The organism is Pseudomonas sp. GL-RE-26, assembly GCF_019956275.1.
Lineage (GTDB): Bacteria > Pseudomonadota > Gammaproteobacteria > Pseudomonadales > Pseudomonadaceae > Aquipseudomonas > Aquipseudomonas grandcourensis.
In genome coordinates, this window is record NZ_JAHBDI010000011.1 from 359,456 (window position 1) to 383,527 (window position 24,072).

Here is a 24,072-nt window from a genome sequence, read left to right on the forward strand (position 1 = left end):
ATCGTTTCCCCAAGGAGACCACTCCATGAGCCTCAATATTTTCTGGTTCCTGCCTACCCACGGCGACGGCCATTACCTTGGCACCGCCGAAGGCGCACGCGCCGTTGACCACGGTTACCTGCAACAAGTCGCGCAAGCCGCTGACCGCCTGGGTTTTGGCGGGGTACTGATCCCTACCGGGCGTTCCTGCGAAGACTCGTGGCTGGTGGCGGCATCGCTGATTCCGGTGACCCAGCGCTTGAAGTTCCTGGTTGCCCTGCGCCCCGGGATCATTTCCCCGACGGTGGCGGCGCGTCAGGCGGCAACCCTGGATCGACTGTCTGGTGGTCGTGCGTTGTTCAACCTGGTGACGGGCGGTGATCCGGAAGAGTTGGCGGGCGATGGTCTGTTCCTGAGCCACGAAGAGCGCTATCAGGCCTCGGTGGAATTCACCCGCATCTGGCGCCGGGTGCTGGAAGGCGAAACCGTCGATTACGACGGCCAGCACATCAGCGTGAAAGGGGCGAAATTGCTCTATCCGCCGATCCAGCAACCGCGTCCGCCGCTGTACTTCGGTGGTTCTTCGGACGCTGCACAAGACCTGGCCGCCGAACAGGTGGAAATGGTCCTGACCTGGGGCGAACCACCGGCCGCCGTCGCGGAAAAAATCGAACAGGTCCGAGCCAAGGCCGCCAAGCTCGGACGCACCGTGCGCTTCGGCATTCGCCTGCACGTGATCGTGCGTGAAACCAACGATGAAGCCTGGAAAGCCGCGGATCGGCTGATCTCCCATCTCGACAACGAGACTATCGCTCGTGCCCAGGCTTCACTGGCGCGTTTCGATTCGGTCGGTCAGCAACGTATGGCCGCATTGCATGGCGGCAACCGCGACAATCTGGAAGTCAGTCCTAACCTGTGGGCCGGCGTCGGTCTTGTGCGCGGCGGTGCCGGTACGGCGCTGGTGGGCGATGGTCCGACCGTGGCCGCTCGCGTGAAGGAGTACGCGGACCTGGGCATCGATACGTTCATCTTCTCCGGTTATCCACACCTGGAGGAGTCGTACCGGGTGGCCGAGCTGCTGTTCCCGCATCTCGATGTCGAGCGTCCTGAACTGCCGAAAAGCGCCGGTTACGTCAGCCCGTTCGGCGAGATGGTCGCCAACGATATTCTGCCCAAAGCCGCGTCCCAGAGCTGAGGCGCGCCATGAACAAATTCATCCACAGCCTGGCGCCCTGGGCGTTGCCGGTGTTGCTGTTGGCGGTATGGCAGTTGAGTGTGTCGGCGGGTTGGTTGTCGACAAGGATCCTGCCGGCCCCCATCGCCGTCATCGAGGCCGGTGTGAGCCTGGTGCGTAGCGGCGAAATCTGGACGCACCTGGCGATCAGTGGCTGGCGCGCCGCGCTGGGCTTCACCATCGGTGGTGGCATTGGCCTGACCCTTGGCTTCATCACCGGCCTGTCGAAGTGGGGCGAACGCCTGCTCGACAGTTCGGTGCAGATGATCCGCAACGTGCCGCACCTGGCGCTGATTCCACTGGTGATCCTGTGGTTCGGCATCGACGAGTCGGCGAAGATTTTCCTGGTGGCGCTGGGCACCTTGTTCCCGATCTACCTCAACACCTATCACGGCATCCGCAACGTCGACCCGGCGTTGGTGGAGATGGCGCGCAGCTATGGACTGAGCGGTTTCAGCCTGTTCTGGCAGGTGATTCTGCCGGGGGCGCTGCCTTCGATACTGGTCGGCGTGCGCTTCGCGCTGGGCTTCATGTGGCTGACGTTGATTGTGGCGGAAACCATTTCCGCGAGTTCCGGCATCGGCTACCTGGCAATGAATGCCCGAGAGTTTTTGCAGACTGACGTGGTGGTGCTGGCGATTCTGTTGTACGCGGTGCTCGGCAAACTGGCCGACCTCGCGGCCTGTGGACTTGAACGAGTGTGGCTGCGCTGGCACCCGGCCTATCAGGTTGCCAAGGGAGGTGCAGCATGATCGCCGAGCAACCTCCACGCCTGCTGCGCGGCATTCCGCTGGCGGTGCGCAAGCTGCAAAAAACCTTCGGCTCGCGGCAGGTGCTGCGCGAGATCGACCTGCACATTCCGGCGGGCCAGTTTGTCGCTGTGGTCGGTCGCAGTGGCTGCGGCAAAAGTACCTTGCTGCGCTTGCTCGCAGGCCTCGATCAACCAACTGGCGGTGAGTTGCTCGCCGGTGCCGCGCCATTGAGTGATGCGCGGGAGGACACGCGGCTGATGTTCCAGGAAGCGCGTTTGCTGCCCTGGAAAAAGATCATCGACAACGTCGGTCTGGGCCTTAAGGGCAACTGGCGGCCGCAAGCGCTTGAAGCCTTGGAAGCGGTGGGCCTGGCCGATCGCGCCCACGAGTGGCCGGCTGCGCTGTCCGGTGGACAGAAGCAACGCGTGGCATTGGCCCGTGCGTTGATTCATCAGCCGCGCCTGTTGTTGCTCGATGAACCCTTGGGGGCGCTGGATGCCCTGACCCGAATTGAAATGCAGCAACTGATCGAACGGCTCTGGCAACAGCACGGTTTCACGGTGTTGCTGGTGACCCATGACGTCAGTGAAGCCGTGGCGATTGCCGATCGGGTGATCCTGATCGAAGACGGCGAAGTCGGCCTCGACCTGCACGTGGAACTGCCGCGCCCTCGGGTGCGCGGTTCCCATCGGCTGGCGGCGCTGGAAACCGAAGTCCTCAATCGCGTGCTGGCGCTGCCCGGCCAACCACCGGAACCGGAACCTGTTTCACCCTTGCCTACGCAATTGCGCTGGGCTCAATAACTCAAGTCTTACCCAACGACAGGAATCAACATCATGACTATCAAGGCCATCAACGTTCGCAACCAGTTCAAAGGCTCCATCAAGGAAATCGTCCTGGGCGACGTGCTGTCGGAAATCGACGTGCAGACCGCGTCCGGCATCGTCACCTCAGTGATCACCACGCGCTCGGTGAAAGAGCTGGAGCTGGCGGTGGGCAGTGAAGTGATCGCGTTTGTGAAATCCACCGAGGTGTCGATCGCCAAGTTGTAAGGCGAATGCGTAAACAACAACCCCGAAGGGTTTGAGCCCTTCGGGGTTTTTTGTGCGTGTGATTCATTGAGATCGGTGGTGCCGCCTTCGCGAGCAGGCCAGTAGGCCAATCAAGAAATCAGGATGGAATGCTGCGCTTGGGCAAATACGGTGGCAAATACAACCCCACATAAGCATCAAACACCCGCATCCCTTCCTCTGCCATGCGCGGCGTAATCTGCCCGTGCTGCTGCACCGAGCGCGCATACACCCGGTCGCCCAGTTCCATGGCCAGGGCGAACACATCGACATCACTCGGCAATGTCGGCAGCTCGAAGTGATGGTCGAACAGCTTGTGCATCAGGTCGCCCAGCTCGATGTCGTGCTGGCGGTCGGCTTGGGTGACTTCGGTCAGACCATGCTGGGCCAGAATGAGTTGGCGGGCCGCGGCGTCCTCGGCGTAGATGTCGAGCATGCGTTGTTCCACCAGTCGCGACAGATCGCGCCAGCCATCCAAGGCGAGGTGATCGATGGGGGCTTGCAGGCAGGCGCGGAAGGCCGCGTGGACGTCAGCGGTCAAGGCTTCAAGCAACGCCGGCACGCTGGCGAAGAAGTGGTAGACCGAGGAGGGCGGAATCTCCGCGCGCTCGGCGACGCTGTAGATCGACAGACTGGCCACGCCCTCGGCGGCCAACAGCGTGCGGGCCGCATCGAGTATCGAATCGATCCGGGCCTGGCTGGTTGCGCGGGGTTTGCGGGGGGTGGCTACGCGTGTCATTGGAGTCTCCTGCGGGGCAGCGGGCATTGTACGCAGAGCGGGCAGATGTTCCATATCCCCCTGTGGCGAGGGAGCTTGCTCGCGCTGGGTCGCGAAGCGGCCCTAAAACCGGTAAATGCGGTGCACCTGATAGAACCGTCTCGCGGATTAGAGGGAGTCCTTCGGCCTCCAGCGGGAGCAAGCTCCCTCGCCACAGGGATTGATGTTGGCCATAAAAAAACGCCGCAGGCTATGAGGCCGGCGGCGTTTCTTCACTACTGCAACCGCTTACACGGTATGCAGGTACCAGTTGTACTCGAGGTCGGAGATGGAGTGTTCGAACTCCTCCAGCTCGCTCTCTTTACAGGCCACGAAGATATCGATGTATTTCGGATCGATGTACTTGGCCATGACTTCGCTGTCGTCCAGCTCGCGCAGTGCATCGCGCAGGTTGTTCGGCAGGCTCTGCTCGTTCTGCTCGTAGCTGTTGCCTTCCACTGGGGCGCCAGGCTCGATCTGATTGGTCAGACCGTGGTGCACCCCTGCCAGGACCGAAGCCATCAGCAGGTACGGGTTGGCATCGGCGCCGGCTACACGATGCTCGATGCGCACGGCGTCGGAGGAACCGGTCGGAACGCGAATCGCCACCGTGCGGTTATCCAGGCCCCAGCACGGCGAGTTCGGCACGTAGAACTGTGCGCCGAAACGACGGTAGGAGTTGACGTTCGGGCAGAGGAAGGCCATCTGCGCCGGTAGGGTCTCGAGCACACCGCCGATCGCGTGACGCAGTGCGGCGTTCTGCTCGGGATCCTCACTGGCAAAAATGTTCTTGCCGTCTTTGTCGAGAATCGAGATGTGCACGTGCAGACCATTACCCGCCTGGCCTGGGTAAGGCTTGGCCATGAAGGTGGTGTCCATTTCATGGTCGTAGGCGATGTTCTTGATCAGGCGCTTGAGCAGGACCGCGTAGTCGCAGGCCTTGATCGGGTCAGCCACGTGGTGCAGGTTCACTTCGAACTGCGCCGGGGCACTTTCCTTGACGATGGCGTCGGCCGGAATACCTTGCTCTTTTGCACCTTCCAGAATGTCCTGGAGGCAGTCGACGTATTCGTCGAGGTCGTCGATCAGGTAGACCTGAGTCGAGTGCGGACGTTTGCCGGAAACCGGCGAGCGAGGTGGTTGCGGACGACCGTTCACGTTCTCCTGGTCGATCAGGTAGAACTCCAGTTCGAACGCGGCGCAGATGGTCAGGCCCATTTCGTCGAACTTGCGTACCACATTGGCCAGCACTTCACGCGGGTCGGCGAAGAATGGCTCGCCTTCGAGTTCGTGCATGGTCATCAGCAGTTGCGCGGTCGGGCGCTTCTGCCATGGCTCATTGCATAGGGTATCGGGGATTGGATAGCAGATTCGGTCAGCATCACCGATGTCCAGGCCCAGGCCGGTGCTTTCCACCGTCGAGCCATTGATATCCAGAGCAAATAAAGAGGCCGGCAGGTTGATGCCTTTCTCGTAAACCTTGTGGAGGCTGGTGCGTTCAATGCGCTTGCCGCGCACCACACCATTCATATCCGCAATCAGAAGGTCAACGTACAGAACCTCAGGATGTTCCTTAAGGAACGCGTTCGCTTCGTTAAGCTGAACGGCACGCGGGGGTACCGACATGATGCAACACCTTTGTTGTTAAAAATATCAATCATTGATCTTTTCAGATTCCAGTCAACCCGAACGGCATGCCGAAGTCAAGCGAGGCCTTTTTTGCCCTAAAAAAGCGCCCGTGTGGCTTTTTTGAGGCACTTTGGGGCGTTTTTATGCCCTTGACCTCTATGGCGCCCGCAGGCTTGAGCGGGCCGTGTTGTATTTTTTACGGGGGTGTTGTGTAAAAAAATGAACAAGGCTAAGCTCGAATCAAACCCATAACAGCAATAATACCGGGGTGCTTCATGTCTCGCCTGCCGATAATCGGCGTCACCGACTGCTCAAGACAGGTCGGTCGGCATGTTAATCACATCAGTGATGACACGTCCGTCCGTTCCGTGGCCTCAGCGGTTCTGGTGATCCTCCCATCCGTGACGGTTCGACCGTCCCCGTCCGATATTCTGGACGGTCGCGATGGCACCCCCATTACGGTTACTCCATTCAATATAGAACCGATTCACAATAGCGGCCTGACCATCGTTCAGGGCACCGCTCGCGATTCTGCACGCCCGGCCTCTGCAGCCGTGTCGGCAAGCACGATAATCTGCCGCGCAAACGCTCTACAACGCGACGCCGATGCGTCAAACAACGCCTGACCTTAAAAGGGTCGGACAACTCAAGCCTAGAGGCATTTATGAGTAACAACCTCGACCAGCTCACCGATTGGTTGAAAAACCACAAGATCACAGAAGTCGAATGCATGATCGCCGACTTGACCGGGATTACCCGGGGCAAGATTTCGCCGACCAACAAATTCATCGCCGAAAAAGGCATGCGTCTGCCAGAAAGCGTGCTGTTGCAGACAGTGACCGGCGATTACGTCGAAGACGACATCTATTACGAACTGCTCGACCCGGCCGACATCGACATGATCTGCCGCCCCGACCAGAGCGCGGTGTACCTGGTGCCGTGGGCCATCGAGCCGACCGCCATCGTCATCCACGATACCTACGACAAGCAAGGCAACCCGATCGAGTTGTCGCCGCGCAACGTGCTCAAGAAAGTCCTGAAACTCTATACCGACAAAGGCTGGCAGCCGATCGTGGCGCCGGAAATGGAGTTTTACCTGACCAAGCGCAGTGACGACCCGGACTACCCGTTGCAGCCGCCGATCGGCCGCTCCGGTCGCCCGGAAACCGGTCGTCAGTCGTTCTCCATTGAAGCGGCGAACGAATTCGATCCGCTGTTCGAAGACGTCTACGACTGGTGTGAACTGCAGGACCTGGACCTCGATACGCTGATCCACGAGGACGGCACGGCGCAGATGGAAATCAACTTCCGTCACGGTGATGCCCTGTCCCTGGCCGACCAGATCCTGGTGTTCAAGCGCACCATGCGCGAGGCCGCGCTCAAGCACAACGTCGCTGCGACCTTCATGGCCAAGCCGATGACCGGCGAGCCGGGCAGTGCCATGCACTTGCACCAGAGCATCATCGACATCGAGACCGGCAAGAACATCTTCTCTAATGAAGACGGGACCATGAGCCAGCTGTTCCTGCACCACATCGGTGGCCTGCAGAAACTCATTCCCGAGCTGTTGCCGCTGTTCGCACCCAACGTCAACTCGTTCCGCCGCTTCCTGCCGGACACCTCGGCGCCGGTGAACGTGGAGTGGGGCGAAGAGAACCGCACCGTGGGCCTGCGGGTGCCGGATGCGGGGCCGCAAAACCGTCGGGTGGAAAACCGCCTGCCGGGCGCCGATGCCAACCCGTACCTGGCGATTGCCGCGAGCCTGCTCTGCGGTTACATCGGCATGGTCGAAGGCCTGAACCCGAGCGCGCCGGTGGTGGGACGTGGCTATGAACGCCGCAACCTGCGCCTGCCGCTGACCATCGAAGACGCGCTGGAACGCATGGAAAACAGCGCAACCGTCGAGCGGTACCTGGGCAAAAATTTCATCACTGGCTACGTCGCGGTCAAGCGGGCCGAGCATGAAAACTTCAAGCGCGTGATCAGTTCGTGGGAAAGGGAATTCCTGCTCTTTGCCGTCTGATACGCCGGGCGTCGCCGCTGTCTGGCGGCGCCTTCACCTGATTTTTTTAGGAGATTCGTATGACCAGCAACAATCCGCAAACCCGTGAATGGCAAACCCTGAGCAATGATCACCACCTGGCTCCGTTCAGCGACTTCAAGCAGCTGAAAGAGAAAGGCCCGCGGATCATCACCAACGCCAAGGGTGTTTATCTCTGGGACAGCGAAGGCAACAAGATCCTCGACGGCATGGCCGGCCTGTGGTGTGTAGCGATTGGTTATGGTCGCGATGAACTGGCCGATGCCGCCAGCAAACAGATGCGCGAACTACCGTACTACAACCTGTTCTTCCAGACCGCGCACCCGCCGGTACTGGAGCTGGCCAAGGCCATCGCCGACATCGCGCCGCAAGGCATGAACCATGTGTTCTTCACCGGTTCCGGCTCCGAAGGCAACGACACCATGCTGCGTATGGTTCGTCACTACTGGGCGATCAAGGGCCAGCCGAACAAGAAAGTCATCATCAGCCGCAAGAACGGCTATCACGGTTCCACCGTGGCCGGCGCGAGCCTGGGTGGCATGACGTACATGCACGAACAGGGCGACTTGCCGATCCCGGGCATCGTTCACATTGCCCAGCCGTACTGGTTCGCCGAAGGCGGCGACATGACCCCGGAAGAATTCGGTATATGGGCGGCCAATCAGCTGGAAGAAAAGATTCTGGAAGTCGGCGTCGACAACGTCGGCGCCTTTATTGCCGAGCCGATCCAGGGTGCCGGTGGCGTGATCATTCCGCCAGAGACCTACTGGCCGCGCATCAAGGAAATCCTCGCCAAGTACGACATCCTGTTCGTGGCTGACGAAGTGATTTGCGGTTTCGGACGTACCGGTGAGTGGTTCGGTGCCGATTTCTACGACCTCAAGCCCGACATGATGACCATCGCCAAGGGCCTGACCTCGGGCTACATCCCGATGGGCGGCCTGATCGTGCGTGATGAAGTGGTGGACGTGCTCAACGAAGGCGGCGACTTCAACCACGGTTTCACCTACTCCGGGCACCCGGTGGCGGCGGCTGTGGGGCTGGAAAACATCCGTATCCTGCGCGACGAAAAAATTGTCGAGCGCGTGAAGTCAGAAACGGCACCGTATTTGCAAAAGCGTCTGCGGGAACTGAACGATCACCCGCTGGTGGGTGAAGTTCGTGGGGTGGGTCTGTTGGGGGCCATCGAACTGGTCCAGGACAAGGCCACGCGCAAGCGTTACGAAGGCAAGGGCGTCGGCATGATCTGCCGCCAGTTCTGCTTCGATAACGGCCTGATCATGCGCGCCGTCGGCGACACCATGATCATCGCTCCGCCACTGGTGATTACACCGGCGGAAATCGATGAGCTGGTGACCAAGGCTCGCAAGTGTCTTGACCTGACCCTGAGTGCATTGCAGGGCTAAGTGCTAGGCTCTGAGCGGAAGTCCAAAGTTCTACATATGTAGTAGGAACTTTCGCTCAGAACTGTCAGAAAGCATGGCCGTTTCCTTGAAAGACCGATGTGGATCTTGCCAGACTAGCCGCGGTTCCAGTTGCCCGGGTTCGGTCGCTGAACAAGTGGTTCAAAAAAGAAAAATTTGGAGCATTACGCATGAAGGCACTAGGTAAAAAGCTCGCTGGCAAGACTCTGCTTGCCATGTCCGTGATGGGTTTGATGGCGGGCGCGGTTCAGGCCGATGACAAAGTACTGCACGTGTACAACTGGTCCGACTACATCGCACCGGACACCGTCAAGAAGTTTGAAGACGAGTCGGGCATCAAGGTTGTCTATGACGTCTTCGACAGCAACGAAACCCTGGAAGCCAAGTTGCTGGCTGGCAAGTCCGGTTACGACATCGTTGTACCGTCGAACAACTTCCTGGCCAAGCAGATCAAGGCCGGCGTCTACCAGAAGCTGGACAAGTCCAAGCTGCCTAACTGGAAAAACCTGAACACCGACCTGCTCAAGGCTGTTTCCGTGAGCGACCCGGGCAACGAGCACGCCTTCCCGTACATGTGGGGTTCGATCGGTATCGGCTTCAACGCCGAGAAGGTCAAGGCTGCACTGGGTGCCGACGCACCGGTCGATTCCTGGGACCTGATCTTCAAGCCTGAAAACGCCGCCAAGTTGAAATCGTGCGGTATCAGCCTGCTGGACTCGCCAACCGAGATGATTCCGGTGGCGTTGCACTATCTGGGCCTGCCAACCGACAGCCAGAAGAAAGAAGACATCGACAAGGCTGAAGCGCTGATCATGAAGGTCCGTCCTTCGATCGCCTACTTCCACTCGTCCAAGTACATCTCCGACCTCGCAAACGGCAACATCTGCGTGGCCGTGGGTTACTCGGGTGACATTTACCAGGCCAAGTCCCGTGCTGCTGAAGCCGGTGACAAGGTGAAAGTCAGCTACAACATTCCGAAAGAAGGTGCAGGCAGCTTCTACGACATGGTCGCCATCCCTAAAGATGCCGAAAACGTCGAAGGCGCCTACAAGTTCATGACCTTCCTGCAGAAGCCGGAAATCATGGCTGAAATCACCAACGCCGTGCGTTTCCCGAACGGTAACGCGGCTGCCACTCCACTGGTGGATAAAGACATCACCAGCGACCCGGGCGTTTACCCACCTGCGGACGTGTTGGCCAAGCTGTACGCAATTGCCGACTTGCCGGCCGCGACCCAGCGGATCATGACCCGCAGCTGGACCAAGATCAAATCCGGTAAATAAGCCGGTTTGATTCAACAACCTGTTGTCGCCACCCGCGCGGTGGCGACAACAGGTGTAATTAAATGACAGAAAGTTTTGCTGGAACGGTTTTTCGAGGGTAAGTTGCGCGCCGGTTTTGTTGCCGGGCAACCACGGTTGTCATGTAGCGCGGGGCAACTTGGGCCCAACTAATTTCAGAGGACCTCCACTTGCCTATTTTTTCTTTGTTGCGCAATGCCATGCTGGTGGGTGCCGGGCTGACGATTGCTGTCAGTGTCCAGGCCGCCGGTACTGTGCATATTTATAACTGGTCGGACTACATCGGCGAGACCACCCTGGCCGATTTCCAGAAAGAGACCGGTATCAAGCCGGTTTATGACGTCTTCGATTCCAACGAAACCCTGGAAGGTAAATTGCTGGCCGGGCGTACCGGCTACGACGTGGTCGTGCCGTCGAACCACTTCCTCGGCAAACAGATCAAGGCCGGGGCATTCCAGAAGCTCGACAAGTCGCAGCTGCCGAACTATTCGAACCTCGACCCGGTGCTGCTCAAGCGCCTTGAGCAGAACGATCCGGGCAACCTGTACGCCGTGCCGTACCTGTGGGGCACCAACGGCATCGGTTACAACGTCGACAAGGTCAAGGCTGTGCTGGGCGTCGACAAGATCGACTCCTGGGGCGTTTTGTTCGAGCCGGAAAACATCAAGAAACTGCACAGCTGTGGCGTCGCGTTCCTCGATTCCGCCGATGAAATGATGCCGACAGTGCTCAACTACATGGGCCTGAATGCCAACAGCACCAACCCTGAAGATTACAAAAAGGCCGAAGATAAGTTGCTCGCAGTGCGGCCTTATGTGACCTACTTCCACTCCTCCAAGTACATCGCGGATCTGGCCAACGGCGACATCTGCGTGGCGATCGGTTTCTCCGGCGACATCTTCCAGGCCAAGCACCGCGCCGAAGAAGCCAAGAAAGGCGTGAACATCGCCTACTCGATTCCGAAAGAGGGCGGCGCGCTCTGGTTCGACATGCTGGCGATTCCGAAGGACTCGGCCAACGTCAAGCAGGCCCACGCCTTCATCAACTATTTGCTGAAGCCTGAGGTAATTGCCCAGGTCAGTGATTACGTCGGCTATGCCAACCCCAACCCGGGGTCGGACAAACTGATGGAACAGTCCATTCGCACCGACGAAGCGGTCTATCCACCGCAAGAGGTGCTCGACAAGACCTACGTGTCGGTCGAGTTACCACCGAATATTCAACGTTTGATGACCCGCAGCTGGACCAAGGTCAAGTCGGGTAAATAGCTTCAAGGCTCAAACTATCCAAGGTTGGCTCACCTTGAGCGAACTGCACTCTTTTTTTCTGGGAGTTTCGTAAATGGCAGTTGCCTCCGGCGCCTATAAGAAAGCCCTCGAGGGCGACCAGCAACCTAAACAGGTGCTGGTCAAAATCGACCGGGTCACGAAGAAGTTCGACGAGACGATTGCCGTGGACGATGTGTCCCTGGAAATCAAGAAAGGCGAAATTTTCGCCCTGCTCGGCGGTTCGGGATCGGGCAAATCCACTTTGCTGCGCATGCTCGCAGGTTTCGAACGGCCCACGGAGGGACGCATTTTCCTCGATGGCGTAGACATCACTGACATGCCGCCCTACGAGCGGCCGATCAACATGATGTTCCAGTCCTACGCCTTGTTCCCGCACATGACCGTGGCGCAGAACATCGCCTTCGGCCTCAAGCAGGACAAGATCCCGGCCGCTGAAGTCGACGCCCGCGTGGCCGACATGCTCAAGCTGGTACAGATGAGCCAGTACGCCAAGCGCAAGCCGCATCAGTTGTCCGGTGGTCAGCGTCAGCGTGTGGCCTTGGCCCGTTCCCTGGCCAAGCGTCCGAAGCTGCTGCTACTCGACGAACCGATGGGTGCACTGGACAAGAAGCTGCGTTCGCAAATGCAGCTGGAGCTGGTGGAGATCATCGAGCGCGTCGGCGTGACCTGCGTCATGGTGACCCACGACCAGGAAGAGGCCATGACCATGGCCGAGCGCATCGCGATCATGCACCTGGGCTGGATCGCCCAGATCGGCAGCCCGATCGACATCTACGAAACCCCGACCAGTCGCCTGGTCTGCGAATTCATCGGTAACGTGAACATCTTCGAAGGCGAAGTGATCGACGACGCCGAAGGCCACGCGATCATTACCTGCAAAGACCTGGATCGCCAGATCTACGTCGGCCACGGCATCAGCACTTCGGTGCAGGACAAGTCGGTCACCTACGCGATCCGTCCGGAAAAACTGCTGGTCACCGCCGACATGCCGACCTGTCAGTACAACTGGTCCAGCGGCAAGGTGCATGACATCGCCTACCTGGGCGGGCACTCGGTGTTCTACGTCGAACTGCCAAGCGGCAAGCTGGTGCAGTCGTTCGTGGCCAACGCTGAGCGCCGCGGGCAGCGTCCGACCTGGGGTGATCAGGTCTACGTGTACTGGGAAGACGATAGCGGCGTGGTACTTCGCTCATGAACATGCGCAAACTCAAACGCCGTCTCAATCGAATAATTCCCGGTGGCCGTCAAATGGTCATCGGGGTTCCCTTCATCTGGCTGTTCCTGTTCTTCATGCTGCCGTTCTTCATCGTTCTGAAGATCAGCTTCGCCGAAGCGGACGTGGCCATTCCGCCCTATACCGAAATCTACAGCTACGCCGAGCAGAAGCTGCAGTTGCTGCTTAACCTGGGCAACTACGCGATGCTGGCCGGTGACGAGTTGTACATCGCCGCTTATCTCGGCTCGTTGAAGATGGCGCTTTTCAGCACCATCCTTTGCCTGCTGATCGGCTACCCGATGGCCTACGGTATCTCCGTTGCCCGCAAGGAAGTGCAGACGGTGCTGGTGCTGCTGATCATGATGCCGACCTGGACCGCGATCCTGATCCGCGTTTACGCGTGGATGGGCATCCTCAGCAACAACGGCCTGCTCAACGGTTTCCTGATGAGCATGGGCTGGATCGACGAACCGCTGCAGATCCTCAACACCAACCTGGCGGTCTACATCGGCGTGGTTTATTCCTACCTGCCGTTCATGATTCTGCCGCTGTACGCCAACCTGGTGAAACACGACCATAGCCTGTTGGAGGCTGCATCGGACCTGGGTTCGAGCACGTTCAACAGCTTCTGGAAAATCACCGTGCCGCTGTCGAAAAACGGCATTATCGCCGGTTGCATGCTGGTGTTCATCCCGGTGGTGGGCGAGTTCGTGATCCCGGAACTGCTCGGCGGTCCGGAAACCCTGATGATCGGTAAAGTGCTCTGGCAAGAGTTCTTTAACAACCGTGACTGGCCGGTGGCGTCTGCCCTGGCGGTGGTGATGCTGGCGATCCTGATTGTGCCGATCATCCTGTTCAACCGCAGTCAGGCCAAGGAAATGGAGGGTAGAGAATGAAGCGCTTCCGTTTCTCCAGCCTGATGCTGGTACTGGGTCTGTTGTTCATCTACCTGCCGATGCTGATCCTGGTGATCTACTCGTTCAATGCCTCCAAGCTGGTGACGGTGTGGGGTGGTTGGTCGATCAAGTGGTACGTCGGCCTGCTCGACAACACCCAGCTGATGGGCTCGGTGGTGCGTTCGCTCGAAATCGCCTGCTACACGGCGGTGGCGGCGGTGGCGCTGGGTACACTGGCGGCGTTCGTCCTGACGCGCATTACCCGCTTCAAGGGCCGTACCCTGTTCGGTGGCCTGGTGACTGCGCCGTTGGTGATGCCTGAGGTGATCACCGGTCTGTCGCTGTTGCTGCTGTTCGTGGCCATGGCGCAGATGATCGGCTGGCCGCAGGAACGCGGTATCGTCACCATCTGGATCGCCCACACCACGTTCTGTGCGGCCTATGTGGCGGTGGTGGTCTCGGCGCGCTTGCGCGAGCTGGACCTGTCCATCGAAGAGGCGGCCATGGACCTCGGTGCACGGCCGTGGAAGGTGTTCTTCCTGATCACCATCCCGATGATTGCGCCATCGCTGGCGGCGGGCGGCATGATGTCCTTCGCGTTGTCGCTGGATGACCTGGTGTTGGCGAGCTTCGTGTCGGGCCCGGGTTCAACGACCCTGCCGATGGAAGTGTTCTCGGCGGTGCGTCTGGGCGTGAAGCCCGAGATCAACGCCGTGGCCAGCCTGATCCTGTTGGCAGTGTCGATCGTGACCTTCATGGTCTGGTTCTTCAGTCGTCGCGCCGAAGAAAGCCGTCGTCGTGCGATCCAGCAGGCGATCGAGGAAGCAGCAGCCGACTCGTGGAAGCAACCGGACGTGCGTCGCGCGCAGGCACCGGAAGCGGCTTGAGCAATGCCGGATTGACCTCATTATCGAGTTCAACCCAAGTCCAAAATGTAGGAGCGAGCCTGCTCGCGATGACGGAATGTCAGTCGACTTAATTGTTGCCTGACACACCGCTATCGCGAGCAGGCTCGCTCCTACATTGGTTTTATGCAACCCAAGGGGATTTGCGGATGACCTCGACGAAGTTCATCGGCTTGAACCCCGGCTCCTGATCAACCAGCACATCGGTTTTCACATTGCCGAACGTGGTCTGCGGACGATGGCGCAAGCCGTCGGCAAACGCGCAGATGATGCACTCCTTGAATCCCTCGCCCCGTGGATGCGCATGCACCACCGCTTCGCGCTGCACGCTGGAAAACGCCGCGTAGTCCATGCCCAGCACGTCCATCTCGACGCCAGCCGTGACCAGCGCCACGGTGGGCCGCAAGTGCTGAGGCACGCCCGGCGTGGTGTGCAGGGCAATCGATAGCCAGACCTGTTCGATGTCGTCATCGCTCAACCCGTAGGGCTTGAGGAACGCCGCTGCCGCGTTTGCACCATCGACTTCGAAGCGCTCGTTGTCGCTGCGATGACCTTGCACCAGGCCCAGGTCATGGAACATCGCGCCGACGTACAACAACTCCGGGTTGTAGGCCAGTTGCTTGCGCTCACCGCTCAGTGCGCCGAACAGGAAGACCCGGCGCTAGTGGTGGTAGAGCAGGTCGGACTCGATGTCACGAATGTATTCGGTGGTGGCCTTGGCCAGTGCGCTGTCGGGGATCTGGATGCCGGCGATGGTGCTGCTCATGGAGTTTTCCTCTTCGTGATGAGGGTTTCAGTCTGTTCCGGCCCCCGAAACCGGACAATCGATCCATGGCTGCGATCCCGGCCAATGAGCGTGCATATCGCGCCAACCTCGCTTGTTGCGTGTGGATTGGCTAGGGTTGAACCGGGTTAGTGAGTTTACTGTGGCGATCCAGATTCATTGAGGGCGTTTTCAGACCATGAGTAAAACCGTAGCCATCGTGGTGTTTGCCGGCGTCCAGTCGCTGGATGTCACCGGCCCCATGGATGTGTTTTCAGAGGCCAATCGCTTCCTCGCCCCTGAGGATCACTATCGTCTGGAGGTGATTGGCGTCGAGCGCGGGATGATGGCGTGCTCCAACGGTTTGGCACTCAATGCCCATCGGCATTTCAGCGAAGCGCTGGAGCCGTATGACCTGTTGCTGGTGGCTGGCGGGCCGCAGTTGCCGTTCATGGATTTCGGCAGGGTATTCGATGGCTGGTTGCGCGATGCCTGTGCCCGGGCCACGCGCTTTGGCTCGATCTGCAACGGCGCGTTCATGCTCGCCCGGGCCGGATTGCTGGAGGGGCGCACGGTCACCACGCACTGGCAGGACGCATCGGATCTGGCGGCGTTGTGCCCCACGTCTCGGGTGGAAGCGGATCGACTGTATGTTGAGGATGGCGAGCTGTTCACCTCGGCCGGGGTCACAGCGGGGATCGATCTGTCGTTGTATCTATTGGGCCGGGATCACGGGCCGGAAGTGGCGCTGAATGTCGCCAAGCGGTTGGTGGTGTTCACCCAGCGTTCGGGCGGGCAATCGCAATTCAGCCCGTTCCTTACGCCCCACGCCGAACCGGATTCGGCGGTCGCAATGGTCCAGCATTACGTGTTGGCCAACCTGACGGGCGATCTGACCATCGCCGACCTGGCCAATGCCGCCAACATGAGCGCGCGCAACTTCTCCCGGGTGTTTGCCAGGGAAGCGAAAATCACCCCGGCCGAGTTTGTCGAGCGTGCACGGGTCGATGCGGCGAGGACGCTGCTGGAAAGCACCCGCGCGCCGCTCAAGACCGTGGCCTATCAATGCGGTTTTCGCGATGCCCAGCACATGCGCAGTGTGTTCAATCGTAGATTGGGGGTGACGCCTCAGCAGTTCAGGTTGAATTTTGCGGCGATGGTTTGAGCTGACATTTTTTGTTGTCTGTGAGGGCCCCTTCGCGAGCCTGCTCGCGCAGGGGCCGGTCCAGCCAGCAAAAATCTATGGCACAGCCCGCGCCGGCAACAGCTTCAACGTACTGCGCGTATTGGCCGTGACCTCTTCATCATTGAGATGCGCCTGGAAGTACATCCCCTCGACGTAGGCCTCGGCCTGATCATCATAGTGGCTGTCGAACAGGACGCCGCTCTGGCCGACCGGGTTGACGGTCAGGCTGTGGGTCGGGTCGTCGAAGTCGATCAGGCGTCGGGTCGAGGGGCCGTAGGTGACGGGCCAGGGTGCCGGTCCGATTTTCGCCGAGAGGTTGTTCGGTACTTCATGAGTGCCGGGTGCGGCGAAGGGGCCGACATTGAAGAACAGGTCCAGCGGCTTTTGCTGCCCCAGCGGATGGCCATGGGTCAATGTGTGCGCACTGCCCCACTGCCATTGCGAGGCGTCTGCGCCGAGGGTGCTCTTGAGGTGCGCGAGGCTGGCTTGCCAGGCGGCCTTCACCGTGTCGGCACGGGTTTCCTTGCCCTGGGTGTTGCGGTTGTCCCACCACGGTGAGTCGGCGCTGGCAGCCAGGCGGGGGAGCGCGGCATCGATCACCCGGGTCGAGAGCAGCGTTTCGAAGAAGTCGTTACCCAGCTCATCGTGCATCGTCGCGTCAGCCAGGTTGAACAGGAACTGGTTGAACAGCGTGGCGCTGGTCGAGTCGAGGGGGTAATCGCCTTGCCACTGGGCCAGTTGCTCCACCAGCTTGAGCTCGGCGGGATCGCTCACCACTTCGCGTAACACCGGCAACAGCGGTGCCAACAGGCGCGGGCCGTAGGCGGTGGTGGTGCCCAGTTGCAGCTTCTGGCTGTTTTCCAGGTCCCATTTGACCGTTTTGTCGCTGAGCTGGCGATTGAGTTGCTGGCCGCGATCGGCAAGGTTGTAGTAGCCGGGAATCTCCATGCCGGTCGGCGACACCGGCTGGAAGTTGGCCGAGACGATGTAGCCCCGCGCCGGGTTTTCTTCCTGGGGGTTGGCCGTGAACGGGTAGAAGCCGTCCTTGTCCGCCTCGGCGGTGCTGCCGTCGAGGATGAACCACGGGCGTACGCCCGCCGGGCGTTTAGGCAATTGCGCCGCTGCCCACCAGCCGATGTCACCCTTGGCATTGGCCCAGACAACGTTCAGGCCCGGGGCCTGGATTTTTGCCGAGGCACTGCGGGCCTTGGCCAGGGTGTCGGCGCGATTTAGCTGGTAGAAGCCCTCCAGGATCGGGTTCTGGCTTTCGAGAAACGCCCACCACATGGCAATCGGCGTTTTGCCGGCGCCGCTGCCCAGGGCATCGTTAACGATCGGACCGTGGGGCGATTGACGCAACACCAGGGTGACTGGCGCCTGGCCCTTGACCGCGATCTGCTGCTCGCTGGTCGTCATGTCCACCCACTGGCCGTGATACCAGACTTGATTAGGGTTGTCCGGGTTGACCTTCTCGGCGATCAGGTCGAGGTCGTCGTTCTGGAACATGGTGATGCTCCAGCCGAAGTCGCGGTTCATGCCCAGGGAGGCAAACGGCATCAGGGCCTGATAGTGGCCGTAGAGTTCGAAGCCCGGCGCCGAAAGTTGCGCTTCGTACCACACCGACGGCGCGGAAAAACGGATATGCGGATCCCCCGCCAGCAGCGGCTTGCCGCTTTGGGTCCGGCTGCCTGCGACGACCCAGGCGTTGCTGCCCTCGAACTGTGGCAGGCCGTTGTCAGCCAGGGCTTGTTCGCTCAGGCGGGCGAGGGCGTTGAGGTCTTTCCAGTCGGCGCTGGCCAAGGGGGTGCCAGTGCCGTTGAGCACGCCCTTGGGCTGCCAGTCGAGATCGAAGATGTTCAGGTATTCGGGCCCCAGTTGATCGCGCACGAATGTCAGCAAGGGTTCGGTACGAAATGCCGCGGCAAAACTGTAGGCCATGTAGCCGGCGATGCTGATGGTGTCCTGGGCGGTGAACGGGCGTTTTGGAATGCCCAGCACATCGAACTCCACGGGTTTTGCGTGGCTGTCCTGATACTGGTTGATGCCGTCCAGATAGGCTTGCATGGCGATAAAGGAGGGCGACTGCTTGTCGAGGTTCGCGAAGTAGGTTTCGGCGCGTTCGCGAATGCGCAGGCTGCGCATCAGTTTGTCGGTGTCGAGCAGTTTTGGCCCGAGTACTTCGGCCAGTTCGCCACGGGCCAGGCGACGCAGGACTTCCATCTGGAACAGGCGGTCCTGGGCATGCACATAGCCGAGGGCGCGGTACAGGTCGGTTTCGTTGTCGGCGCGGATGTGCGGGACGCCGCGCTCGTCGTAGCGCACAGTGACGGAGCCTTGCAGGTGTTGCAGTTCCACCATGCCCTGGCGTGACGGCTGCTTGCTGTAGAAGTACCAGCCGGCCCCGGCGGCCAGCGCGACGATCAACAGAGCGAGAGCGGTCAGGCTGCGTTTCATGGAGACTCCTTGTTGTTATTGTGATTCCTGGTGCCACTGTGTAACACGGCGTGCCGATTTGGCGCATCGCCCGTAGGAGGGATTCGTATTACCGCGTCTTTCCCTATTTAGTTGGCTCGACAGGCCACGGGCAGTAACACCCCACCGCCAGTGTGTGCGTGGCACTCACCGCACGTCCCTCATCCAGCGCTTGCAGGATCGGTTCGATAAAGCTGTTGCTCGAATTGCAGGTCAGGCCTTCGCTGTAGGGGCCGAAGTACGCCAGTTTGCCGCTGCGATCCCAGATTGCCACGGCCGGGCTGGCGGGGACCTGTTCGGAGCCGGGCAGGACGTCAATGGTTTTCAGACGGCTCAAGGTGCTTGGCAATTGGCCATGGCTACCGGGCTTTTGCACAGCATAGAATTCCACGCCATGGGGGGCGTAGCGCTCGACCAGTTCGCTCAGGTGTTGTTGATTGCCGACATTGCACGGGCAGGCCGGGTCCCAGAAATGCACCAGACGGATGGCGCCAGGCCCGGCGAGTGCTTCGGGAAGGCGCAGCGGATCGCCGGAAAACATCGCGGTGTGCTCGCTGAACGCCCGCAGGTAGCGCCCCTGGAACCAGTCGTAGGCCGCCCACAATACACCGGCACACATCACGGCGAGCAGGCTGGCAAACAGGGTGGCGCGAAGGGGCGAGCGCATCGGTTCAGTCCTCGAAGGTCGGCTAGCTTGCCATGCTTGCCGCGACAGAAGAATATCGCAGGCCTACAAAGTCCGTTTCACGCTCTGGAATCGTCCATGCCGGCCACTTTCGACCCCGATCTTTTACGTGCAAGTCTGCTGCCATTGGCGGCCGGGCAGCCGTTGTCGGCGCAGGCGCAGGCTTACCAGCGATTCTACGGGCTGGATTTTTCCCCGCGTCAGGTGCGCCGTGGCCTTGGGCGATTCGAGGTCGACGGTTATGAGCTGGTCAGCCAGTTCTGGTGGCCTGAGCGAGCAAAAGCGACGCTGTTTGTCATCCACGGTTTCTACGACCACACCGGGCTCTACCGGCATGTGATCGAATGGGCGCTGGACCAGGGCTTTGCGGTGATTGCTTGCGACTTGCCGGGACATGGCCTGTCCAGCGGCGAACGGGCGAGCATCAAGGATTTCGCCGAGTACCAGGACGCGCTGCAAGGCCTGTTCAGCGAGGCGCAGTCCCTCGACTTGCCGCAGCCGTGGCACCTGTGCGGGCAGAGCACCGGCGGGGCTATCGTGATCGATCATGTGTTGAATGCGGGGGCGAACAGCCCGGCCCAGGGCCAGGTGATTCTGCTGTCGCCGCTGGTGCGGCCGCGGGCGTGGGGTTGGTCGCAGCTGAGTTATTACGTGCTCAAGCCTTTCGTCAAAGCCATCGCCCGGCGTTTCAGCGAGAACTCCAATGACCCGGCCTTTCTGCCGTTCCTGCAAGCCGATCCGTTGCAGCCGTTGCGCCTGCCGACGGCCTGGGTGGGCGCATTGGCGCGCTGGATCAAGCGCATCGAGGCCGCCCCCATGAGTACCCGTCGGCCGCTGATCGTGCAGGGACAGGCCGACATGACGGTGGATTGGGAGCACAACCTGGAAGTGTTGCGAGGCAAGTTTGATCGGCCGCAGGTGTTGATGTTGCCCGAGGCACGGCATCATCTGGCGAATGAGACGCTGGTGATGCGAGAGGAGTATTTCGGGTTTTTGACCAGGCGGATCAAGGGTCGGAATCCCTAGTGCCTGCTCCGGCCCCTTCGCGGGCAAGCCCGCTCCCACAGGTTTTGCGGTGATCACAAATTTGTGGGGTGACTCAAAACACTGTGGGAGCGAGCTTGCTCGCTATAGCGGTCTATCAGTTGGTGAGGATCACTGGGTCAGGTTCGAATTGCTCTGTCCCACCGCCAACCCCGCCCGGATTGCCGCCAATGCGGCTTGATAATAAGCCTGGCCTTCCGTCGATTCGGCAAAGGTCGCGAACTCTTCCAGTTCGTTGTCCGACAGGTCGCGATAGACATACAGCAGTGTGTTGTTCAGGTCGCTGCCGATCTGGTCCATCAGGCGCTGGCGCTGGCCGTTGAGCATGCCCTGGGCCTGACCGGCACCGAGCAGGCCCGGGATCATCGAACTCAAGCTATCGGCGGCGACGCCAGCAATCGCCAGGCTGACTTCCGCGCCGGCCTCGCGTGCAGGCAGGGCTTGTGCCAAATGGCCGATGATCAGCATGCGGCTGTCGCTGGCCTGCATCTTCGGCAGGCCCTTGGCGTTTTTCGCCAGTTGGTCGCGACGGGTCGCCAGCAGTTCGGCGGCCACGACTTTCTTGCCCAAGGGCGACTGGAAAAACGTCAGCGCGGGTTTGGGGTTGGTGAGGTTTTTGCGCAATTGCGCTTCGGCTCGCTGGTCCACGGCCTGGGCGGAAAATCGCTGATTGCTGTTATTGACCAGTGCCTGAAACACCGTCGGTGGCAGGCTGCCCTGGTAGCGTTGCTGAGCGGCCGAGAGGGCGTCGCTGAAATGCGCGCGTTGTTCCGGCCAGCCGGCGACCTTGTACAACTGGTCGTGGCCGTCTGCCCAGGCGGGCAAAACGCAGAACATCAGCAGTGATAAAAGCAAACGGCGCATAGGGACTCCTGTCAGCAGGCGACTATTCTCCGTGCGGCATCCCTGCTTGTCGAGAATTCGTATCAACCCGCTGCGCGGCTCTGTCGGATTTCCGGGCACAGGAATACTATGCGCGCCATGCAAATATCCTCTGATCACCCGCTGCTGCTACGAATCGTCGACGACCTGGCCGAGCACGGCTGGTCGCAGCAGAATATTTTCCTGCCTCTGGATCTGACCCGAGCGCTGGCGGCCGAGTGTCGCAAACGTGCTGCCGAGGGTGAACTGGCTCCGGCCGCCGTGGGCCGTGGGCCGTCATCGGAGATCCGCGAAGGGATTCGTGGCGACCATATCCAGTGGATCGACCCCGGCCAGGCCGAGGTGTGCGACAGCTACCTGAGTTTGATGAACAGCCTGCGCGAGGCGATCAATCGCGGTCTGTTTCTCGGCCTGGAGGATTTCGAAAGCCACTTTGCGATGTACCCGCCCGGAGCCTTCTACCTGAAGCACGTCGACCGCTTTCGCGATGACGACCGGCGCATGGTTTCGGCGGTGGTTTACCTCAATGATGCATGGCTTCCCGAGCACGGCGGCCAGTTGCGCATGTATCTCGACAATGATCGCGTCCACGACGTGCAACCTATCGGTGGCTGCCTGGTGGTGTTTCTCTCCGGAGAGGTTCCCCACGAAGTCCTGCCCGCGACCCGGGATCGCCTGTCGCTGACCGGCTGGTTCCGCCGGCGCGGCAACGAGCCGTTCTGATCATGCAGAAAATTCTCGTCAGCCGTTGCCTGTTGGGCCACCGGGTTCGTTACGACGGCGGGGCCAGCGGGCCGTTCGATCAGCTTCAGCAGTGGCTTGATGAAGGGCGGGTCGTGCCGTTGTGCCCGGAGGTGGCCGGTGGTTTGCCAACACCTCGGGCGGCGGCGGAAATTCCAGGCGGGCAGGGCGCGCAAGTCCTCGATGACCAGGCGATGGTGATCACCACCGAGGGCGAGGATGTCAGTGCGCAGTTTCTGTCGGGGGCGTATCAGGCATTGGAGCTGGTACAAAAGCATGGCATCCGCATCGCCGTCCTCAAGGCCAACAGCCCGTCCTGCGGCAATCTGCTGACCTATGACGGGACGTTCAGCGGCGTGAAGGTCAGTGGAGAGGGCGTGACGGCGGCGCTGCTCAAGCGCCACGGGGTGCAGGTGTTCAGTGAGCTGGAGTTGCCGCAAGCTGCGGCAGCCTTGGCTGTACAAGACTGACAATCACCATGGATTCACTGTGGGAGCGAGCTTGCTCGCGATGGCGGCCTGATATTCAACATCAATGTTGACTGGACTGACCTCATCGCGAGCAAGCTCGCTCCCACAGGTTCTGCATTTACTTCAGTTCTGCAGCTTCGGCACCACACTCGCATCTGCCCCCAACCACTTCTGCTCCAGCGCCTGCAGTCGCCCGTCATCCTTGATCCGCTGCAAGGCGTTTTCCAGGCTGGCATGGAACGCCGGATTACCCTTCTGAAACGGAATCGCCAGGCTCACGGCCGGGTTGGTTTTGGGCTTCTCTTCCGTCAGCGACTGCACCAGCAAAATGGAGCGCGGCTCTTCCTTCTGCGCGATCAATTGCGCATGGGTTTGAATGTAAGGCTCGCTGAAGTCGAAACGATCCTGGAGATCCGGGGTCGCTGCTATGTGGTTGATAGCGATGTCGTACTTGCCGCTTTCGACGCCGGTCAGCAGATCACTGCCGTCGGTGACGACAAAGTCGGCCCGGACATCGAGTTCACTTGCCAGCAGTTGGCCCAACTCGACTTCGAAGCCGGTGAGCTTGTCGTCATCCTTGAAATTGAACGGGGGAGTGTTGGCTTCAACGGCAATGCGCAATTCGCCCCGGTCGTTGACGTCATCAATCAGTTCGGCATGAGCCAAAGGGCTCAAAAGGGGTAGCAGGCAGATCAGGCCAGGCAGAAAGCGCATGGTCACTCCTTTGAATTTATTATCGCGACCCACTGATTCAGGCTCGCTTTGCTATGGTTGTCGAGTGCCTTCGACAACAATTGGCCATGAAGTTGTCATGGTCATGCGGATTTTACGGAAAAACTGGAGAAGAGAATGAAAACCTTTATGTCACGTGCTGCTTTGGCTGGCCTGTTGATGGGTGTTTCTGTGCTGGCCAGTGCTGCAACGCCGGCTCCGAAAGGCGCCGAAGTGTCCATCGTGTCTCCCGAGGACGGTGCGACGATTCCACAGACAGTCGTCGTCAAGTTCGCGGTCGAGAACATTGCCCTGGCGCCGGCGGGCGATCCCACCAAGAACACCGGTCATCACCACGTGCTGATCGACGTCGACGAGCTGCCTGCCGCCGGTGCGCCGATTCCCAAGGATGCCAACCACCTGCATTTCGGCGGTGCGCAGACCCAGGCTGAAATAACGCTCACGCCGGGCAAACACACCTTGCAGCTTGAACTGGGCGATAGCAACCACATACCGTTCGATCCGCCGATCGTTTCCGAGAAGATCACCGTCAATGTGAAATAAAAAAGGGAGCCCGCTTCGCTGGGGCTCCCTTTTTTATAGTTGCAAGCTGCAAGCTGCAAGC

22 protein-coding genes and 1 pseudogene are annotated in these 24,072 nt (G+C 60.1%); 16 read left to right on the plus strand and 7 right to left on the minus strand.

Features of this window, described 5'->3' with window-relative positions:
* The first annotated feature begins 25 nt into the window (after nucleotides 1–25).
* The 4 genes from ssuD to KGB07_RS09225 are packed head-to-tail and all read left to right on the plus strand — an operon-like array spanning nucleotide 26 to nucleotide 3,017.
* Nucleotides 26–1,174: an FMNH2-dependent alkanesulfonate monooxygenase gene (ssuD, locus tag KGB07_RS09210; protein WP_223465245.1), complete on the plus strand. Its 1,149-nt coding sequence runs from the start codon at nucleotides 26–28 to the stop codon at nucleotides 1,172–1,174.
* An 8-nt stretch (nucleotides 1,175–1,182) separates the two neighbouring features.
* Complete coding sequence (gene ssuC, locus KGB07_RS09215) at nucleotides 1,183–1,965, plus strand: aliphatic sulfonate ABC transporter permease SsuC (RefSeq protein ID WP_223465247.1); 783 nt, start codon at nucleotides 1,183–1,185, stop codon at nucleotides 1,963–1,965.
* Nucleotides 1,962–2,768, plus strand: coding sequence for an aliphatic sulfonates ABC transporter ATP-binding protein (ssuB, locus tag KGB07_RS09220; protein WP_046039105.1), 807 nt, complete (start codon nucleotides 1,962–1,964; stop codon nucleotides 2,766–2,768). The genes ssuC and ssuB overlap by 4 nt, the downstream gene beginning before the upstream one ends.
* Before the next feature lie 33 nt (nucleotides 2,769–2,801).
* Nucleotides 2,802–3,017, plus strand: coding sequence for a molybdopterin-binding protein (locus tag KGB07_RS09225; RefSeq protein WP_007967989.1), 216 nt, complete (start codon nucleotides 2,802–2,804; stop codon nucleotides 3,015–3,017).
* 118 nt (nucleotides 3,018–3,135) lie between these two features.
* Here KGB07_RS09225 and KGB07_RS09230 read toward each other — a convergent pair whose 3' ends face one another.
* Both KGB07_RS09230 and KGB07_RS09235 read right to left on the minus strand, forming a co-directional pair.
* Nucleotides 3,136–3,774 carry a TetR/AcrR family transcriptional regulator gene (locus KGB07_RS09230; RefSeq protein ID WP_046039109.1) on the minus strand — a complete coding sequence of 213 codons (639 nt, stop codon included), beginning with the start codon at nucleotides 3,772–3,774 and terminating at the stop codon, nucleotides 3,136–3,138.
* A 267-nt stretch (nucleotides 3,775–4,041) separates the two neighbouring features.
* The gene (locus KGB07_RS09235; RefSeq protein ID WP_046039110.1) at nucleotides 4,042–5,418 is read right to left on the minus strand and encodes a glutamine synthetase family protein; all 1,377 of its coding nucleotides are present in this window, start codon (nucleotides 5,416–5,418) and stop codon (nucleotides 4,042–4,044) included.
* A 667-nt stretch (nucleotides 5,419–6,085) separates the two neighbouring features.
* On the opposite strand from KGB07_RS09235, the gene KGB07_RS09240 reads away from it, so the two are divergent.
* The 7 genes from KGB07_RS09240 to KGB07_RS09270 all read left to right on the plus strand — a co-directional run bounded on the left by KGB07_RS09240 (nucleotide 6,086) and on the right by KGB07_RS09270 (nucleotide 14,475).
* On the plus strand, nucleotides 6,086–7,444 hold the full coding sequence (locus KGB07_RS09240; protein WP_046039112.1) for a glutamine synthetase family protein: 1,359 nt from the start codon (nucleotides 6,086–6,088) through the stop codon (nucleotides 7,442–7,444).
* A gap of 59 nt (nucleotides 7,445–7,503) precedes the next feature.
* On the plus strand, nucleotides 7,504–8,868 hold the full coding sequence (locus tag KGB07_RS09245; RefSeq protein ID WP_046039114.1) for an aspartate aminotransferase family protein: 1,365 nt from the start codon (nucleotides 7,504–7,506) through the stop codon (nucleotides 8,866–8,868).
* 188 nt (nucleotides 8,869–9,056) lie between these two features.
* Complete coding sequence (locus tag KGB07_RS09250; RefSeq protein WP_046039115.1) at nucleotides 9,057–10,169, plus strand: polyamine ABC transporter substrate-binding protein; 1,113 nt, start codon at nucleotides 9,057–9,059, stop codon at nucleotides 10,167–10,169.
* 188 nt (nucleotides 10,170–10,357) lie between these two features.
* Nucleotides 10,358–11,455, plus strand: coding sequence for a polyamine ABC transporter substrate-binding protein (locus KGB07_RS09255; RefSeq protein WP_046039116.1), 1,098 nt, complete (start codon nucleotides 10,358–10,360; stop codon nucleotides 11,453–11,455).
* A 73-nt stretch (nucleotides 11,456–11,528) separates the two neighbouring features.
* Nucleotides 11,529–12,671 (plus strand): ABC transporter ATP-binding protein, encoded by a 1,143-nt coding sequence (locus KGB07_RS09260; RefSeq protein WP_046039118.1) that lies wholly within the window; start codon nucleotides 11,529–11,531, stop codon nucleotides 12,669–12,671.
* A gap of 35 nt (nucleotides 12,672–12,706) precedes the next feature.
* Complete coding sequence (locus KGB07_RS09265; protein ID WP_223465362.1) at nucleotides 12,707–13,588, plus strand: ABC transporter permease subunit; 882 nt, start codon at nucleotides 12,707–12,709, stop codon at nucleotides 13,586–13,588.
* Nucleotides 13,585–14,475, plus strand: coding sequence for an ABC transporter permease subunit (locus KGB07_RS09270; protein ID WP_046039121.1), 891 nt, complete (start codon nucleotides 13,585–13,587; stop codon nucleotides 14,473–14,475). The genes KGB07_RS09265 and KGB07_RS09270 overlap by 4 nt, the downstream gene beginning before the upstream one ends.
* Before the next feature lie 142 nt (nucleotides 14,476–14,617).
* Here KGB07_RS09270 and KGB07_RS09275 read toward each other — a convergent pair.
* Nucleotides 14,618–15,259 (minus strand): annotated as a pseudogene (locus tag KGB07_RS09275) (HD domain-containing protein).
* Nucleotides 15,260–15,455: 196 nt separating this feature from the next.
* Here KGB07_RS09275 and KGB07_RS09280 point away from each other — a divergent pair.
* The gene (locus KGB07_RS09280) at nucleotides 15,456–16,421 is read left to right on the plus strand and encodes a GlxA family transcriptional regulator (protein WP_046039125.1); all 966 of its coding nucleotides are present in this window, start codon (nucleotides 15,456–15,458) and stop codon (nucleotides 16,419–16,421) included.
* 75 nt (nucleotides 16,422–16,496) lie between these two features.
* On the opposite strand, the gene KGB07_RS09285 is transcribed toward KGB07_RS09280, so the two are convergent.
* Nucleotides 16,497–18,896, minus strand: a complete 2,400-nt coding sequence (locus KGB07_RS09285; protein ID WP_046039127.1) for a penicillin acylase family protein — start codon at nucleotides 18,894–18,896, stop codon at nucleotides 16,497–16,499.
* Between the two features lie 103 nt (nucleotides 18,897–18,999).
* Nucleotides 19,000–19,581 carry a DUF6436 domain-containing protein gene (locus KGB07_RS09290; RefSeq protein ID WP_046039128.1) on the minus strand — a complete coding sequence of 194 codons (582 nt, stop codon included), beginning with the start codon at nucleotides 19,579–19,581 and terminating at the stop codon, nucleotides 19,000–19,002.
* A gap of 96 nt (nucleotides 19,582–19,677) precedes the next feature.
* Here KGB07_RS09290 and KGB07_RS09295 point away from each other — a divergent pair, with 96 nt between their 5' ends.
* The gene (locus KGB07_RS09295; RefSeq protein ID WP_046039130.1) at nucleotides 19,678–20,625 is read left to right on the plus strand and encodes an alpha/beta hydrolase; all 948 of its coding nucleotides are present in this window, start codon (nucleotides 19,678–19,680) and stop codon (nucleotides 20,623–20,625) included.
* A 129-nt stretch (nucleotides 20,626–20,754) separates the two neighbouring features.
* Here KGB07_RS09295 and KGB07_RS09300 read toward each other — a convergent pair whose 3' ends face one another.
* Nucleotides 20,755–21,507, minus strand: coding sequence for a DUF2059 domain-containing protein (locus tag KGB07_RS09300; protein ID WP_046039132.1), 753 nt, complete (start codon nucleotides 21,505–21,507; stop codon nucleotides 20,755–20,757).
* 108 nt (nucleotides 21,508–21,615) lie between these two features.
* On the opposite strand from KGB07_RS09300, the gene KGB07_RS09305 reads away from it, so the two are divergent.
* Together KGB07_RS09305 and KGB07_RS09310 are read left to right on the plus strand one after the other, a co-directional pair.
* Nucleotides 21,616–22,248, plus strand: coding sequence for a 2OG-Fe(II) oxygenase (locus tag KGB07_RS09305; protein WP_046039134.1), 633 nt, complete (start codon nucleotides 21,616–21,618; stop codon nucleotides 22,246–22,248).
* A 2-nt stretch (nucleotides 22,249–22,250) separates the two neighbouring features.
* The gene (locus KGB07_RS09310; RefSeq protein WP_046039137.1) at nucleotides 22,251–22,736 is read left to right on the plus strand and encodes a DUF523 domain-containing protein; all 486 of its coding nucleotides are present in this window, start codon (nucleotides 22,251–22,253) and stop codon (nucleotides 22,734–22,736) included.
* 123 nt (nucleotides 22,737–22,859) lie between these two features.
* On the opposite strand, the gene KGB07_RS09315 is transcribed toward KGB07_RS09310, so the two are convergent.
* Nucleotides 22,860–23,450, minus strand: coding sequence for a transporter substrate-binding domain-containing protein (locus tag KGB07_RS09315; protein WP_046039139.1), 591 nt, complete (start codon nucleotides 23,448–23,450; stop codon nucleotides 22,860–22,862).
* Between the two features lie 135 nt (nucleotides 23,451–23,585).
* On the opposite strand from KGB07_RS09315, the gene KGB07_RS09320 reads away from it, so the two are divergent.
* The gene (locus tag KGB07_RS09320) at nucleotides 23,586–24,011 is read left to right on the plus strand and encodes a DUF4399 domain-containing protein (protein WP_046039141.1); all 426 of its coding nucleotides are present in this window, start codon (nucleotides 23,586–23,588) and stop codon (nucleotides 24,009–24,011) included.
* The last annotated feature ends 61 nt before the right edge of the window (nucleotides 24,012–24,072 follow it).